We start from the raw sequence: 17,176 nt of genomic DNA, 5'->3' as shown, positions 1-17,176 counted from the left end.
CGCGCTACTTTCCTGTTCCGAGTGCTGCTGCAACTGCGGTGACGTTCGGTTCGACAATGACCCAGCCCGCTTTCTCAAGGTCCGTGCGGTCGCCGTCGTCAAGCCCAAACGATACGGCGATCTGCTCGAGTTCCCACGCGATTCCCACCGGGATACCGTCGGCAACCTCGACACCAATGGTGGGCACGACCATGTCGGGCCACTCGGCGAGTTGTGAGAGCAGTTCCCGCTCGTCGCCGTCGGCGAATTCGAGTGCAGCTGCCCACTCCACTGACACCGTGCCGCCTGCAATCACGTCGACCGCGCCCAGCTGCGGTGCGTAGTCGAATACCTCGGACATCGCCATGATCTCGCCGCGCCGGGTCACATCGGCCGCGCCGAGCAGGTTAGACAGCCGCAGCCACAGTCGCCAGGCATCGGCAAAGTTCGTGTCTGCCACCGCGCTCGCTCGGTCATCAATCATAAGCACGACCTCGGTCGCGTCCCCGGTGCCGCTATAGCGCGAGGCCATGACAACCGACGTGCGCTCGAGATGCCAGGCAAATGGCTGGCTCGAGGCCGCGGGTAGCGCCCCCTGCAACACGTCGGCGGCGCGTTCGATCAGCGCCTCGCGCGAGGCAACGGCATCGACGAACTTGCCCGGCTGAAGGGTGAGCATGGGAAGCCCGTGTGCGACGCGCTTCCATCGGTCCTCGGCCGCCGAAGGGTCTTGGAGCCAGTCCATCAGTTGCGTGATCGGGTTAGCGGTGACGTGGTCAAGAGCGCTCGGCGACAGGCCGAATTGGTTCACCATGGATGCCGCAAAATCGCGGTCGAACCACGGTGTCGCGGGCTCGGCCGTGGCGGTGTCTGCGCGCTTGATGTCATCCCAGGTGATGGCGAGCACGCCATACCCCTGTGCTCGCAAATACCGTCGTTTACCAGCATCATCGGCGATCCGGTTGTGGGCTGTCGTGGCATGGTACGCGCGACCGTCGGTATAGATCGCAAGCGGAGGTGCACCACCCCCGATGGCTTCCAACACGAAGTCAGGCCGAGTCTTGCCGATGAAGGGCTGCGGTGTCAGCGCCCACTGGTGTTTACTTCCCGGTAGCGTCAGGCGAATCGTGTTGCCCCAAGCGCCGGGGATCTCTTTAATCGTGGCGCCGAGAGCGCGAGCCCGGTCCATAAACACCTTGCGGAACCACTGCTCGAGGATCGACTCGGGGTCTTGCGCCCCTGGGTCGATTTCCGTCACTATCCAGGGAGCACCCTCGCCCTGCTCATCGAGGCCAAGGATCGTGCGCAGGCTCCGCTCGGCGCTGGCCCGCGAGACCAGAGAAAGATCGCCACCGGGCGCAAAAGGCAGCAAGCATCGGTGGCAGGCGCTTCTGCCCTCGTGCCGGCAGGGGCATACAGCCACGATGCGCCAGGCGCGCTCGAGGATGTCGCGGATGTTTCCCTGCTCGGCGAGGTCCGCGAGGTACCCAGTTCCGCCAGGTACGGCGTCATGAATCAGGAGGGCCACATTGTTGACCTCATCGCCCAGCACGGGTTCCACAATTGCGACGAGCCGAAGGTGGTCCGGGTCGCCACCAATGACTTCCCGCAGTCCCAGTTGGACGGCCGCGGAAAGACTGGGCAGGCCGAGTCCGTCACCAACCGTGACTGCGCTCGGCAGTCGAAGCACGAGGCCCTGCGTTGTGAGCGTGCGGCTGAGGGCGAGTTGCCGCGCGTGCTCCTGCTTGGACGTGCGGTATCGGCACCAGGGGCGATGCTCCCGGGCTGTGTTGACGTCGCCCTTCTGGTCGAGCTTGCCGCAGGCTCCGCAGACGCGGAACAGGGGTGGCGAGAGTTCCTCTCCCGCGAGCATTCGCGGTGTACCCGCCCCGGTGACTTTGCCGAGGTTGATCCAGCGGATGGTGAGTTCGCGCAGGTACTTCACGCCGAAGGTCGTTCCTTCAACGAACCACTGACGCGCAACGTTGGCCGGGTCGATGTCGGCCGCGATCTGCACGGAGAACCGTTCGCGCTGCCGCTCGTCTCGGCGATCGCTGATCGTCGATTCGTCACGGCGAACCTCGGCCGAGACCTGTTCGAGTTCGGCAACATCGAACTTCTGGTTGGCGTCAGCAATACCCTTGCTCCCGCAGCGAGGGCAGCTGGCCGGCCCCTTGGAGGCATCGCCGTCGGTGGGATCCATGACGTCGCGTGCATACCCGCAATCGGGACAGAACACCCACGTCTGCACTCGCGAGCCTTCACTGCCCAGGTCAACGGCATCGATGAAGATTTCAACGCCCTGGGCGTAGAAGGTTGCCCCCGGTGCGAGTTCATTGATCGCGATTCCGGCACCGCGCTCGTAGGTGATGGCATCGTGCTGAAATTCTTGGCTGTCGGGGTCGATCCAGCTGAGGGCCACATCAAGCCGCACGCTGTCATCGAGCAAGGTGTAGTTCGGCAGAACTCCGAAGCGTTCAAGCGCTCCGACCCAGTGCTCGTCATAGAGATCGCTCGATTGACGGATGACCATGCCCAGTGATGCTTTGGCCGCTCTGAACGCAATCCTGTCGTCTTCGCTCGCTGCCGGGTGCCCGGCGGCCTTCTCCAGCTCGGGAAGCGATTCGACGATTGCTTTCTTGCGCAGACGGAGGTTTTCGATTTCCCCATTCCAGCGCGCGCTGGACGCGATGAGCGTGGTGGCGATTCCGCTCATTCGTGGTTCGGCGCCGGGCAGAGACCAACTTCGCAGCGTCTCGGTTGCCCAGTCGCTGAGGTGGTCGAACGTCGCGAGGAAGGCCTCAAGTCGTTCTTCCGCGTGAGCTTCGGCATCGTCGATGACGATGGCCAGGAAGGAGGTGCCCTCGGTCTTGGCGAGCACGTCACGGGCATGCGTGATGCCCAGTATCTTTCCCGCTGCGGCGAGGCGGTCCACGATGGAGGCTGTGTACTGCCGCCGCAGGATCTCCTCGGCATTCAGGTACGTGGCCGGCGGGCGCACTTCCCCATTGATCACGGAGAGTGGGTCGCCGAGCTTGGGCAGCTGTTCGCCGCGTCCCACGACGAAAGCCATCGTGAGGGCGTTGCCGGTCACGCGGCCGGCCCGCCCCACGCGTTGCAGGTAGGATGCCACCGATCGAGGGAGTCCGGCCAGGAACACCGTGGATAGGTCTCCGATGTCGATACCCATTTCCAGCGTGGGTGTGGCGACGAGCACGTTGGGCGCATCGGGACTCGCAATTGCAGCCTTGAAGCCGTTTTCGTACTCGAGGCGCACCTCATCTTTGAGCATGCTGGTGTGCTCTCGGGCAACGACCCGACGAATCTCCCCTTCGTCGTACTGACGGCGGTAGTAGTTTGCCGTGCCGGCCATGGGCCGAAGAGTGCCGCGACAACGGGCCACCATGCAGGGCCCGCCGCCGAGCTGTTCGACCACCGTGGCCGTTCCGGGCACGGGGGTCTGGCAGGTGTCGCACCCGAGCAGATTGCGTGCGGCCGCCAGATCGGCAAGATCGATGGGCGCCACGAGGATTCGGCTCGGACTCAGCTGATAGGCGATCGCTCCACTGGCACCGATTGGAGTGCCGAGAATGATTCCGCCCTTCTCCAATTCGGTGAAGAGCAGTTTTGTGAGCTTGGCTCCGTCAGAGGCGGTGACGCCGAGCACCTTGCGCGCCCAGATCGCGTACCAGCCCCGCGACGAGGTCGCCTGGTCGAGGTGGGACTCGCGGGCACCCTTCATGGCTGCCGTCGAGCCGACGCGCGGGTAGGCCGGTGCTTCGCGATCCTTGGGGAATGCCGGCATTCCCTCGCCGCGGGGCCGGCCGCCCCACACGTGCCAGCGTTCGCCGTTGTTTTCGATGTACTTGCGGAACCACTCGTGCTCGATGGATCCGCGTTCGCGCATGCGTTCGAGCACGCCGCGAACCCAGCGCACGATCTCTGAGGTTGCTACCTCGCCGTCGCTGTCGTCGTCCACGAATCCGGCGGTCTCGAAGTCGCGCACGGCTGCGCGGCCCAGCGCCTCGAGGCGCGCTTCCGGGCCCGCATCGACCTCGGCGGCGACCGACCCGGTCAGCTCGAGGGTGCGACCCACCCGGGACTGCAGCCCGAACTCCATGGCGAGGTCAAACTTGAGACGTTTGCGTACCAGCCTGATGGTTCTGGCGGGCACGCGGCGAGCGGTGTCTTCTCGCCAGAACGGCGAGAACGTGTCTCGGTCAACGACGTCGGGTGCCAGGAGGCGGTAACGCAGAAACTTGTCGTCGCCCGCGCGCCGCAGGAGTTCTTCGGCGACATCGTCGAGGGTCGAAGACCCTTCACCGATGGCGTCTCGGATGGCGTTGCGTAGGCTAAAAACGTGCGAACGACTCTGCACGAATCCGGCTCGATGGGCGGCGTCCTGCACGCTGTCGGTGAAGACCAGAGCTTTCTTCTCGTTGGCATCGAGGTGACGATCACCGAAAATAGTGTTGATGCTCACCGAGAGCAGCGTTGAAATCGCACTTCCTAGAAAGCGGATGCCGTCGGCCTTCTGGCAGTTGGGGCAGACGTCTTTGTTCGAGGCTTCGTCGGCTTCGTCTCCGGTGAGTGTGAGCACGGGGAGCACGTCGGTGACGGCCTGCGCGTACTCCTCATCGCGCGGCGGCTCGAGGCTGAGGTTGCGTTGCTGCACGTCGAACCAGCAGAGGCCTTCCGTCCTCGACTCATCCGCTGGCGCCTGCTCCTGCTGGTCGGCTTCCCGCGGCGCATAGATGAGCGCTCGGAATCGCGCCGAGTGGTTGGCGTGGTTGCGGCGAATGTTGATGTCGCTGTGATCAAGGTCAAACCCAACAGGTCCGAGCTGCACGCCCCACCCGCTACGCCCGCAGTGCCGACAGAAAATGGCCGGAAACTTCGCGCGTCCTTCCACACTGAACGGGTCGTCGTTTTCGCGCTCTTCGATGCCGCCGTCGTCGGACCAGTCGTATCCGACGGTGGGGCCGGCGTATCGGTCGAGCCGGGTGAGCGCCCGCACCCACAGGTGCAGATCCACCGAGGCTGCTGAGCGGCCAGCGACGGCTCGCACATGGCTCAGCGCAGCGATGACTGCAATCAAAAAGCTTCCGCGGGCAGCATCTCGTTGCTCGATGCTCTCAGTGGTTCTGAGCCCGGCGGGGAACAACGCCACGGCCAGAGTGTCGATCGACACCGCATCGATCGCGGCCTCGCAGAGCTCGCGGATGAACGGATGCCCCTGAGCGGCAGCGAGCAGCAGCTCCGGGGTAGCGTCGGCGAACGCCTCTGCCGCATTCTGTGAAGTTCCGTCTGAGTACAGGGTGGCAAAGACGGTCGCGGTGAGGGTCTCGGCGTCGCGGTGTAGTTCGCCTAGGGCGGCGACGGCGTCGGTCAGTTCGGTGACGAGGGCAGCGTCGACAGACCGATGCTGGAGACCACGGCCGGCGAGGCTTTCGTGAGCCCCCGCTGACCAGTCTTCGAGGGTCAGGCGGGTTTCGGTGATGATGCTGTCGTCATCGAAGTCGTCGCCGAAGACGGTGTTGGCGAAGTCGACCATGAGCGTGGGATCGCCCTTGTCGCCGAGAGTGGCGGACGTGGCGATGGGGGTGATGAGCCCGAGCGGACGAGCCCGAGCCGCGTCATCGATGTCTTGATGAGCTTCGGGCCAGTTGCGCTTGAGGGCGAGGCCCAGCCGGCGCAGCAACATGGCGACGTCGGTGCCCTGAGCTCCATCGTAGGTATGGAACTCGTCGAGCACGAGATAGCGCAGGCTGGTTGCGCTCTGCTTCCAGAGGGCCTGGTCGGCGGGACGCAGCAGTAGCTGGTCGAGCATCTTGTAGTTGCTGAGCAAGATGTCGGGGGCCTCGGCGTGCATCGCCGTGCGGTCGGTGATGAGCCCGTCGGCGGTGACGGTACTGCGAGTGGGTCCGCTCTGCCCGGTGTACAGGGCGGCGCGTACCCCGCCCAGCGCAGGGCTGGTCGTGATGAGCTCGGTCAGGCGGCGGGCTTGGTCGTTGGCGAGGGCGTTCATCGGGTAGAGAATAAGCGCCTTGATTCCCTCGACGCCCTCGCGCTTGGCGCGCAACACGTGGTCAAGGATCGGGTGGAGGAAGGCCTCCGTCTTACCGGAGCCAGTTCCGGTGGTGACGAGCGTCGGCAGCGGGCGAGGTTTTTCAGCGCTCAGGTTCGCGCTGCTGAGCCGTGCAAAGGCCGCGGCCTGGTGCCCGTAGGGCGGGAAGCCTTCGTACCAGTCGAGTGTCGAACGCCATCCGTCCTCGGCGGGCTTGAACGGTAGGCGCAGCCGCACGTAGGGGCCCTTGAAGATTCCCCGCTCCGAATGCCGCAGGAAGCGGTCGAGCGCGACGCGTGCGTCTTCGTCGGCGAGGGCAAAAGTGGTGGAGAGGTAGTCGACCAGACCATCCCGCACATCCTCCGCTTGGAGTGTGGGGAGGAGCTCACTCACGAGCGCTCCTCGAGGATCTTCTCAAAGTGCGCGTATGCCTGCCGCATGTCCGCCTCACGGTCGAGTGTGACGAAGGGGAGCTCGTAGGTGTACATATTGCCCGCGCTACTCGTCGTGCGCTCGTCCTCGGTAGTCTGATCCCCCCGTGAGCGCCATATACGAAGCACAGAATTCGGCACAAGTCGGCCATTTACATCATAGAAATAACTATTGCGGTCATAGCCATACAAAACGGGAAATTGTGTGCGATAGATCGTGCACAGCTCGTCGGCGGTGAGGCCCAGCGCAATTGAGACTAGAGCATCAATCTCTACGAGCGCCTGACGACGGTCACTGGCAATACGGAGTGGAGAATCCCGCGTCCAGTGACTCTCGATTTCACCCAACCCTTTCCGATTCGGGTAATCAATCCCAGCAACCCAATTCTGAGACTTGAACTCAGTCTCAAAGACGCTCGACCAGAGCTCTGAGTAGGCATCTGTTAGACAGTTCAACCGAAGCGTCCGAAGCACTAAATGTGGCATAAGCGGGGACGTTGAAACTATAGGTAACCGCTCAATCGTCTTTCGACGGAGCGCAGACTTCGGGGCCACGCGGACGGCGAAATCTGAAACTAGAGACGCTAAAAATCCAGCGACCCAGACGACTTCGACCCCGGCCACGGTGCCGCTCTTTGCAAGCGAGTTCACACCGTCCACGTGGGCGGCACCCGGTGGAATTATTGTTGCCAAGAGCGTCCGCTCATTGTTATTCCCCGCCATTGCTCGCCAAGCGACACGATAGTACCTGCGAGCGGCAGTGGGCTCCGCCTCGGGCCAGTTCGTGAAATCAGCTTCGTAGTCGTCCCAATTCCCAGTGGGTTTGTAAGCGGTCACGGGTAAAGCATCGGCCGCCAGGCTCTCGAGATCACAACTCGACCAGTCAGTCTTATGCAACATTGTGCTGTTTGGCGACTTGTAAAAGGGGTCTGCGACGAACATGTGTGGCCCTTGAAGGATTGCTTTCGACCAAGCGTCGGCTACCCCCCACCTTTTCTCAAACCGACCCTTCTTGAAGTCTGCTCCCTCATCCCAACCTAGAGAGAACGACAATCCTAGGGATGCAATCCGACCGTTTTTCGTGACCTTCCCTAAAGCACTCGCAATAGCCGTGCTCACTGTGTAGACCATTCGAGTTCGCAGAACCGGCACTTGCTGGTCCTCCAGTACGGAATGCCAGGCCTTGAGAACGTCCTGCGTGACAGTCAGAATGCGATTTCGGTGAGGTCTAAGGTCCCATTCTCCGAGAGTGTTCTTTATCCCCGGCTCAGCACCCGAACCATCGTGCACAAGTGACCGATTCACAGTGTCGGGATGGTAAATCGAAGCAGCCATCAGGAACCGCACGTCCTCACGAAGCTCCGAGTAGATGTGCACTCCAAAGTTCACTTCAGCATGAACTTCAAAAAGCCGAAGGCTGTTTAGGAATTGCCAGTGTCGGCGTAGATGACGATACGTTGACGATCTGAGTAGCCCGGCCTTCTCGTCGGTGAAGTGGCTTTCAGGGTGAATCAGACCGACAATTCCCGTCGAAGACATATTGCGCCAAGATTGTTCCATAAAACACCTGTAGAGGTCAGGACGGAGCCCCTCTAGAAGCGGGAAACGAGTGACGTGAGACACCGACTGCCGCACCGCCGTGTTCGAGGAGAGTTCCTCTAGGTAATATCTCTTCGCGCCTGGCAGAGTATGGGTCGCCGATCGTCGCGCCTCGACTTCCCACTGCGGAGGCTTGTGCGCGAGCGCCCACCACGAGTCATGCTCCGCAAGCGCAGCGGCCTCATCGAAATCGGGACGCACCCACGGCGGGTTCCCAATCTGAAGGTCGAATCCTCCGCGTGCAAAGACTGTCGTGAAGTCGAGTTCCCAGTGGAAAAACCCCTGCTGTTGCCCGATACGCTCCGACACGACCAGCCATGGGTGGGCTTCAAGGGCCCCATTCACGGGAGTCACCATCGCAAACGCGAGTTCGTTCTCTTCGATTGCGCCGAGCTCGGACCACTCGTTGGAAAGGCCAAGCGTTGTCTGACCCTGCGCCGCGAGCTTGGCTTTGACCTCGAAGTGCGTGCCGAGCAGGGCAGTCAGACCGGCGATCCACTGGTCTGTCGTTGGTGGTTGAATGCCCTGCGTGAGAGTATCCGTGAGCGGCCAGAACCAGAGAGAGTTCCACGCGTCCATAACCCGGCGAAGCCGCTGATATGCGCCGTTGGCATCGGCGAGTTTGCGCTCGATTTCTTCACGAGTCACGTGAGGTGTGGGCTCGACAAACTCGATCGCAGTGGGGGTAGCTCCCCAGAGGGGGATTTGGCGTCGAATCTCGCGCTCGGCAATCTCGAGCCGGCGGAGGGCGAATTGCCAGAGCGTCTCCACTCGATACGAGAGGTTCACGAGCTGGTCGAGCTGCTTTTTCGTTGGTTTGGCCGTGATCTGACGACGCCAGCCCTTGAGGGCAGCAAGCGCCTCGGGGGCAAGTTCTTTCGCTTCCTTGGCGTCGACTGCGCTGCCCCAGCCTTCCGCCGGAAGGAGGAAATGGTGGATTGATCCAGAGACTCCTGAAGCGATCTTGCCCTCACGAAGGTCGGTAGCGAGATCTGACACGTGAACATCTCGAGGCACGGTTTTGAGCCACGACTTTGAGTTCACCTGATCGCGACTGTAGACCGCACGTCGGGAACCGATAAGAGAGTTACCACGCTTGAGGTGCAGGCCGAACCACGGGGCTTGGAGGTCCTCGGACATTGTGTCGAGCCAGAGTGAGATCTCGGCGAGCTCCACTGCGGTGCCATTGAGGTCGACGCCGTACACCTGGTGCAGTGCGATCGAGGCCTTCGCCTTCTGCAGTTCCCGCGGGTAGGCATCCGGATCGATCTTTTCGCCCAGTTCGGATTGTCGACGGCGAAGGTACTGGTCGGCCAGCTGGCGCACTGCCTCGAGCGCGAATGCACCGGAGCCGAGCGCGGGCTCACAAACAGTTAGTTCGAGAATCTCGGCGGCTGTCGTAGTTGTGTCGTCCTGGTCCAGTAGTTCCTCGAGCGCCTGAGAGACCGTGAACCGGGTGAGCACCTCGGGTGTGTAGTAGGACGCTGACTGCTGGCGCTCTCGGCCGGCCAGCCGGAAGACGAAGCTTCCGACAGGGTGAATTCGAGCACGGGTCTCACCGGTAATCGGGTGCGCTTCCTGAACAAAATCCTTAGAGGAAATGCCTTGAGAGCGCTCGACAGGCACGACCCAGGAGCCCTTGGCGGCATTACCGTCTTTGGCTACCTCATAAAGCTCGGTTTCGGCAAAGAAACCCGTGTACGACATGAGGCCCTCGTATACGGCGCCGAGCTGGTTGATGCCCAGGTCTGCGTAGCTAATGAAGCCAATGTCTTGGCCGTTCTTTACTTTGCTCAACAGCAGGTGCGCGAGCACCTCCTGCAGCTTGGTGTCGCTCAGCTTCACCTCATCGATGTGGGCGGTCGCCTTGGGGAGGAAGAGGTCGGCGCGCAGGCTGTTGAAGACCAGGCCGTCGCGGAGGTCGAAGGCTTCGGAGGGGGTCTCGCCAGACTCGACGGGCGGCGCTGGGGTTGTGACACCGTGGCCTCGGTCAACCAGGCGAAAGAGCACAGCCAGGGACTCATAGAGGTGGGTGCCGTTCTCGCCCTGTTCGGTCGCGAGCTTCACGAGAGTCAGCTCGCGCAGACGGTCGAGGCTGTAGCCTTCCTCATATTCACTCGCACCCACGGGCAGCACGTTGAGTTCTGGCGAGGCTTCGGCGTAAAGCAGGAAAAGAATTCGGTATAGGAACCGCAGCGACTGCTTTGCGAGCGTCTGGGCCTCGCTGCCGGGCAGCGGCTCCATTCCCTTCCGGCGCCGACGGGCAACCACATCATTGGCGATGATCTCTATGGACAGCCGCACGCCCTCGCGCAGGTCCTGGGAGACACCAACCGTGTGCTTGATCGATTCGTCGAGCACCTGGGACCACCAGATGTCGCCCTCAGCATCCGGAGCCAGCGACTCGGCCGACACACAGGTGAGCGCACGATCAATCTCGCCGCCTTTTTTTGCGTCGTTGCGGGCGACTACGAGTTGCAGGTCAACAGCGAGGTAGCGTCCCTCTGCCCATCGCTCCCGCTCGGCGACGAGAAGCCACTTTCCGGCGAGCACCAGCGCGAAGATTGGCCCGTCGTCCTCGACAAAAAGGGTGGAGAGCAGCCTCCCGACCGAGGAGATCGCGTGTTTGTGATTGTCGTCGACCTCGAAGGGAACCAGCAAGGTGTCGGCATCCCGAGCGAGCAGGTCTTCGAGCGTGTCGACGGGGCGGGCCTCGACGATCACCAAAGGTGAACCCTCGACGAGGCCGGGCTGGGTTACGCGCAGCAGCGGTCCGTTCTGGTCGAGGTGATAGCCGCCGCCGGTGAATCCGAGCACTGTACGCAGGGGGCCGTAGATTTCGTCACGAATGCCCAGGTCGTCAACGCCCGGCTCGAGTGCGGCAAGGCGTGTTTCGAGCTGGGCGCGCACTGCGGTGAAACGGGCCCGCGCCGACGGGGTACCGTCGGCATCCTGCTCATCCCATTCCTTGCGCCTGGCCACGGCCCGGGCGTGAAACGACTGGGATTTCGCATCGGTGGTGAAGAAGTGGTCGCTCAGCCAACCCTCACCAATGATGATCGCTTCGTCTGACATGCGCTACTCCCCCGTGCCGTTCTCATTCATGAAATCCTGTGGAACCACCACGAGCAATGGGCGCACCAACTGCTGGTGTGGCTTCATCGACTCGGCCATCAACCGCTCTTGCTCCACGGTTACGCGGCGCAACTTCAAGTCCTTGATCTGGATGAGGGCGTTGGCTTCTTCTTCCCACAGGTCAACCCGAGTTGACCAGCGGCCGATGCGCTGCTCGATGGTGGTCGCCGAAGCGTCAGAGAACTGGTCCGCGAGAGCTCGAGCGGCGCGCACGGCCGGTGCGATGAGCCCTTGCAGGTGATCGACCGTGACCGCACCATAGTTGATTGCCGTTGCACCGGTGAATCCGATGGTTTCAAGAGCCTCGTGGGCCGTACCGTGGGCGGTCGGCAGCACGAACTCCGGGTCTGCGGGGTCGGGAATCTGCGCCGTAATGTACGAACTGGCGACTACCTGACCGCGACGGTTCGTGAGCGTGGCGAACAGCAGCACAGTGGGCACGTCAACCTCGCCACGCACGGCGAAGACCTGGTTGCGGCCGAGGTTGGAGAGGGCGCGGTCGCTGGCCCATTCCAATACCGGATGCAACGGGCCGAGGTAGTGCGCCTCCGGCCACAGCGACGTGCTGGCCTTGTTATCTCGAGCGTCTTGCAGCAGCGCTTTTCCGCGCTGGGGGGAGACGACGAGCTTGAGCTCGTCAAGCACGTTGCGGTCCCTCAGGTAGGTCTGCGGCAGCACCTCGAGGCGCTGCGCGAGATCACGGGTGGGCGAGAGCGATATCAGGCCGTGGTTCGGGTATTCGTGCCAGTTCACGCCGTTGTCGGAGACCGAGGCTGCGGGGGTGGCGAACGTCGCCTGGAGCGCTTCACGGAGGAACGCCGTGTCATCGGCGAAAAGGCCGCTGCCGGCATCCGTCGCTCCGGCCGTCGTCACATTCGCCGGTGAGCTTTGAGCGGCAGCAAGTCGTGCCATGAGCGCGCCAATGCTGTCACCGTTGTCGATCACGTGATCGGTTGTGGGGACGGCCTCGTCGAGATTCTTCTTTCCGGCCAGGACTTTGCGAATATCGTCTTCTTCGAGCTTCGCGTCGTAGTGACCCATGAGCGACGCGGCATCGCCGAGCGCGCCATGAGCTTCGTTCTCTCGGTCGAGCACGCGCTTCAAGACGCGAATGTCGCCGGCGAAGTTGGCATTCGCCGGGTCGAGCAGCAGCGTGCTGATCTGCGGGCGGTGCTTCTGGCCGTAGCGGTCGATGCGGCCATTGCGCTGTTCGATGCGGATGAGGCTCCACGGAATGTCGAAGTGGATCAGCTCATGGCACTGGGAGTGCAGGTTGACACCCTCGGAAGCGACGTCGCCGGTGATGAGCACGCGGATCGGCGAGGAGGATTGCTTGAAGCTCTCCACGATTTCCTGCTGCTCAACGTCGTTCAGCCCGCCGTGGAGCACCCGAACCTGTTCGTCTTTGAGCTTGAGGTCGGTGAGAAGTTTGGCGCGCAGCCAGTGCAGGGTGGCGACGCGTTCTGAGAACACGACGGCGCGTTCCGTTCCCGTGCGGCTGACGCCGATCGACTTGAGGTACTCGACGAGCTTCGTGTACTTGGCTGAGGGCTGCACCAGAGCGGCATCTGACAACTCGCCGAGGTACTCGAGCGCCTCGCGCTCCCGGGCCTGGCTCTCGTCGGCAGAGGGCGTGACCTTCTTCAACCGCTCCTTGACCGATTCCTTGAGCGCCGCCGGGGACGAGAGGAACGCCTTCGCGAGCGTCCAGGGGAAGAGGCCGCCATTGTCGCTCGAGTATGGCGAAGACCCGTTCTCGGGGTGAAGCCAGACGTCTGCAAGCTCGTTGGCCACGGCGTTCTCGGCCGGTGACGCCTGTACGAGGAAGTGCTGGGGCGGCATCCGCTCGGCCCAGTCGGCGCCCACCTCGCGGGCGACCTCTTCGCTGTGGCGGTGGCGGCGGATGATCAGTCGCTTCACCTCAGACTCGATAATCTCGCCGTCGGGGGTGACCGCAGTGGGTTCGAGCAAGCGAATGAGCTCCGCGAAAGATTCCTTCTTGCCGTTGTGCGGGGTAGCACTTGCGAGAATCAAGGCCTCGGTGTTCGGCGCGAGGATTCGGGCAAGGCGGTTGTTGAGAGTGGCGCCGGTGATGTTGTGAGACTCGTCGATCACCACGGCATCCCACTTGTGCTTCGCGAGGTGCGAGCGGTACTTTTCCTGCTTGAGCGTGTCGATGGAGATAATGGCGCGCTTGTACAGGCTGAACGGGTTACGAGTGGCGGGGAGTTTTTGGCGTACCCGCTGGATGCCGACGGAGTCGAGTCGCACGAATGGGAGCGCGAATCGCGTCCACATCTCGTGCTGCATCTGCTCCAGCACGTGCCGGGGCGTGACGATCAGGATGCGTTCACCGCGACCGCGACGAACGAGCTCGGAGAGGATCATACCGATCTCGAGGGTCTTGCCGAGGCCTACCGCATCAGCAATGAGGATGCGAGGGCGCAGATTCTCGGGATCAAGCGCCTTGCGTACAGCCGCCTGCTGGTACGCCAACGGGTCGGCAAGCATGCGAGTGGAGACCGTGAGCTCGGGCGCGTTGAGCGGAATGGGTGATTTGCGGAGAGTGGCCTCGAGCCAGAGCTTCGCAGTGCGGTAGCCAGCTGACTCGTCACCGACGACGACGGCCTGCTCGGGGTCGAGCGGCACGATGTCATCGATGTCGCTGTAGAACGCTGCCGTCGAGTCGCGGACGAGCTCAGAGAGGCCCTGAACGCGAATCAGCGTTCCGGAGGTTGTCGCTTCCGTGCTCGTGACGAGCCATTCGGCGTCTCGCACAACCACGATTGAGCCGGGGGCGACGGCGAGTTTACCGGACCGAGCCCCCCATGAATGATCTGCCGTTGACTCTTGCAGCATTGACTGTGTCACCCCTGTACCTCCGGTTCAACGCCCCGCCGCTGTGCACGGCGTAAGGAACCTATGGTTCAGCGCTTCCAACTAGCTTATCCGCGCCGCGCTCTGCTTCCGTCAGGGGGGTACCCCCGTTACCTTGTTCGTAACCTCAGATGGTGTGAATATCTGAGGGTGTTGGCCTGTCGGGTCCGGCATGATTGTTGCCCCCAGTCGTTAATGATCCGGGGGGTGTTGTCACCGGACCCGATTGGCGTCGGGTGATCGCTAATAGGGGCTCGACTAGGCCCAGAGCCGAGGTCGTTCGTAACGTGGATGCCGAGACTTGACGCCGTAGACCAGGCCACGAATACAAGTGGATGGGAGCAGTCATGATCGAAAACTATGACAGCGTCGACGTGTTTGTCGGTGTCGACGTTGGCAAAGGCGAGCACCACGCCGTCGCCCTGAATAGGGCCGGCAAGGTCCTCTTCGACAAAGCATTACCAAACGACGAAGGCAAGATGCGTGCGGTGCTGCAGAAGCTGAAACAGTCCGGCACGGTGCTCGTCATCGTCGACCAACCAGCCACGATCGGCGCCCTGCCGATCGCCGTCGCCCAAGCCGAAGGAGTCCTCGTCGGCTACCTGCCCGGCCTGGCAATGCGGCGCATAGCCGACCTCCACCCCGGTGAGGCCAAGACCGATGCCCGCGACGCAGCGATCATCGCCCAAGCCGCCCGAACGCTTCCGCATGCGTTGCGGTCGATTCAGCTGGCTGATGAGTCGGTCGCGGAGCTGTCGATGCTGTGTGGTTTTGACGATGACATCCTCGGTCAGATGACCGCGACCAGCAACCGGATCCGCGGACTGCTGACCCAGATCCACCCAGCGTTGGAACGGGTCGTGGGCCCGCACCTGGACCATCCAGCGATGCTAGATCTGCTCCAGCATTACCCGTCACCAGCGGCGATGAAAACAGCCGGCACCACTCGGATGGCCACCCGGCTGCTGAAACTGGCCCCACGCATGGGCCGCCGCCTGGCAGAGGAAATCACCCAGGCCCTGGGTGAACAGACCGTCGTAGTCGTCGGCACCCATGCCGCCGCAACGGTCCTCCCACGCTTGGCCGAACAACTCGCCGCCCTCCGCCGGCAAGGGTCCGACATCGCCGTCGAGGTCGAGAAGCTGGTGAACGACCACCCTCTTTCCCTCGTCCTGACGAGCATGCCCGGAGTCGGCGTCAGGACCGCAGCCCGGCTCCTCACCGAGGTCACCGGCAAGCACTTCGAATCCGCTGCCCACCTCGCCGCCTACGCCGGCCTCGCACCCGTGACCCGACGCTCCGGCTCCTCGATCCGCGGCGAACATCCCTCCCGACGAGGAAACAAGATTCTCAAACGCGCCCTGTTCCTATCAGCCTTCGCAGCGCTCCGAGACCCCGTCTCCCGCACCTACTACGACCGCAAAATCGCCCAAGGCAAACGCCACAACCAAGCCCTCATCGCACTCGCCCGACGGCGATGCGATGTTCTATTCGCCATGCTCCGAGACGGCACCCTCTACGAAACTGAACACCAACTCGCCGCTTGACAAAAACATAGGGCCCCCCCCCCCCCCCCCGAATTAGCGTCATACCGAGGTGTCAGGCGCTGCTGGCCATCGACGATTTGGTGGGCAGCGCCCATGTTGTCGCTGCCGGAGATCGAGCGAGTCTTGCCGGTCGCCGAATGGCGCCATTCAGTTGCCTGACTTGCAACGGCCCTTTGTGTGGCCCGCGACGAAGGTTCGAGATCTTTTGACGCGGACGTGCTCGTCTAACCGAACATCGACCTTACGCAATCCACATCGACTGGATACCGGGGCACCCTAAAACGGTTCAGTGGGTGATTGGAACGAGGACGGACGGTGATTACCCCGTCTCCACGGCCGCGGTGCAGACGAAGGACATCCCATTTTTCGCCGATCGAGGAAATGCTCACACACATGAGACATGGCTGGCTATGCGCGCGGAGACCACCTCAACCTATGCGGGCGCTGGTCGCCCATCGACGCTCATGCTCCGATGCAGGCGGTAATTTCGGCGCTAGCCGCCGAGTTTCTGCCGGCGGAACACCCGACGTTGACCTTTGTGGCGGATATGCCCGACATCCACAACGCTGAGAATAGCGATGGGGGGCGCGCAGAGGTACGACTATCGGCGGGGCGTGCTCGGTAACCAAGCAGAGAGATCCTGCACCCCGGCGGGCTTCCTGCTGGCGGCATCGGTGACGGTGGAGTACCGGTCGGGTGGCCGGGGTGCGGAGGGGGCGGCGCTCCCGAACCAATTCGAACAAATGGCGCAGCCGAACTGGCCGTTCTCGGCGTGGTGAGGGCCTGCTGCATCGCAGATTGGGCAGTCGCTCATGGTGTAACTCAGCATATGGAGGATCCTATCGCGTGGGGAGTTAAGAGCCGACGTCCCCGTTCGGGCGGTCGACCGGCGGGTTCCGAACACGCGGACTCATGAAGTGCACGCGGCGAAGCTGCTCTCTGGCGCGGAGCAGCGGCGCCCACGTGCGAGCGCTGAGCGACTTTCGGCTGTGCTGTTATGACCGCACTTATTGGCTGAGATCTCTTCGCTGCGCATTCAGCAGGGAGGTCTGACTTGTCAGCTGTTGGTCCGTGCGACTTCCATGGCGGGGCCGGTTCGGCCGACTGTCGCGACCGTGGCACGCTCGACCCTAGGATCCATCGCCTAATTGAGGCTGTCCGCGATCTGGCCGTTTCTCGCCTGGACGAACCCGACGGTCTGCGCCCGGTAGTGCTCGTAAGCAGCGAGATTTCCTGGCATAGCCGGTGTGGTGAAGTTGTCGAACGGGGTGAAGAACTCGACAGTCGCGTAGTCATAGCTGACCAGGTCTTGCAGGAAAAAGAAGTCAACATAGCCCTGAAAGTCCTCGAACAGGCGAAAGAACCCCGCATACCGGAGGAGCGTTTCCTCAAGCGGGCTCGGTGCGCCTTCGTAGTGCCGACGCATGCATTCAAGTGTCAAGTCGAATCGATCGCGAATCTGCGGATGCATGCCACGCGCACCATTGATCGTCGGCTTCCCATCGATCCGATTGCCCGGGAAGAGAATCGCACCGCCGATC

4 protein-coding genes and 1 pseudogene are annotated in these 17,176 nt (G+C 62.6%); 1 reads left to right on the top strand and 4 read right to left on the bottom strand.

The window, feature by feature from the left end:
* Positions 1–4 precede the first annotated feature (4 nt).
* The 3 genes from E3N85_RS06295 to E3N85_RS06285 are packed head-to-tail and all read right to left on the bottom strand — an operon-like array spanning position 5 to position 13,989.
* Positions 5–6,439 carry a DEAD/DEAH box helicase gene (locus tag E3N85_RS06295; protein ID WP_134460902.1) on the bottom strand — a complete coding sequence of 2,145 codons (6,435 nt, stop codon included), beginning with the start codon at positions 6,437–6,439 and terminating at the stop codon, positions 5–7.
* Positions 6,436–11,151 carry a DNA methyltransferase gene (locus E3N85_RS06290; protein ID WP_134460900.1) on the bottom strand — a complete coding sequence of 1,572 codons (4,716 nt, stop codon included), beginning with the start codon at positions 11,149–11,151 and terminating at the stop codon, positions 6,436–6,438. Before E3N85_RS06290 ends, E3N85_RS06295 begins: the two co-directional genes overlap by 4 nt.
* Before the next feature lie 3 nt (positions 11,152–11,154).
* On the bottom strand, positions 11,155–13,989 hold the full coding sequence (locus E3N85_RS06285; protein WP_241978347.1) for a helicase-related protein: 2,835 nt from the start codon (positions 13,987–13,989) through the stop codon (positions 11,155–11,157).
* A gap of 390 nt (positions 13,990–14,379) precedes the next feature.
* On the opposite strand from E3N85_RS06285, the pseudogene E3N85_RS06275 reads away from it, so the two are divergent.
* A pseudogene (locus E3N85_RS06275) lies at positions 14,380–15,635 on the top strand (IS110 family transposase).
* Positions 15,636–16,779: 1,144 nt separating this feature from the next.
* Here E3N85_RS06275 and E3N85_RS16735 read toward each other — a convergent pair.
* Positions 16,780–17,106, bottom strand: a complete 327-nt coding sequence (locus E3N85_RS16735; protein WP_241978346.1) for a hypothetical protein — start codon at positions 17,104–17,106, stop codon at positions 16,780–16,782.
* Positions 17,107–17,176: the final 70 nt, after the last annotated feature.

Source organism: Cryobacterium sp. Hz9, from assembly GCF_004402825.1.
GTDB lineage: Bacteria > Actinomycetota > Actinomycetes > Actinomycetales > Microbacteriaceae > Cryobacterium > Cryobacterium gelidum.
Note: the sequence above shows the minus strand (reverse complement) of the source record. Positions and strands in the feature narration are given on the sequence as shown.

Bases quoted from the DNA above. Each gene is read 5' to 3' on its own strand.
- E3N85_RS06290 (WP_134460900.1), bottom strand. From the start codon at position 11,151: ATGTCAGACGAAGCGATCATCATTGGTGAGGGTTGGCTGAGCGACCAC.
- E3N85_RS16735 (WP_241978346.1), bottom strand. From the start codon at position 17,106: ATGCATCCGCAGATTCGCGATCGATTCGACTTGACACTTGAATGCATG.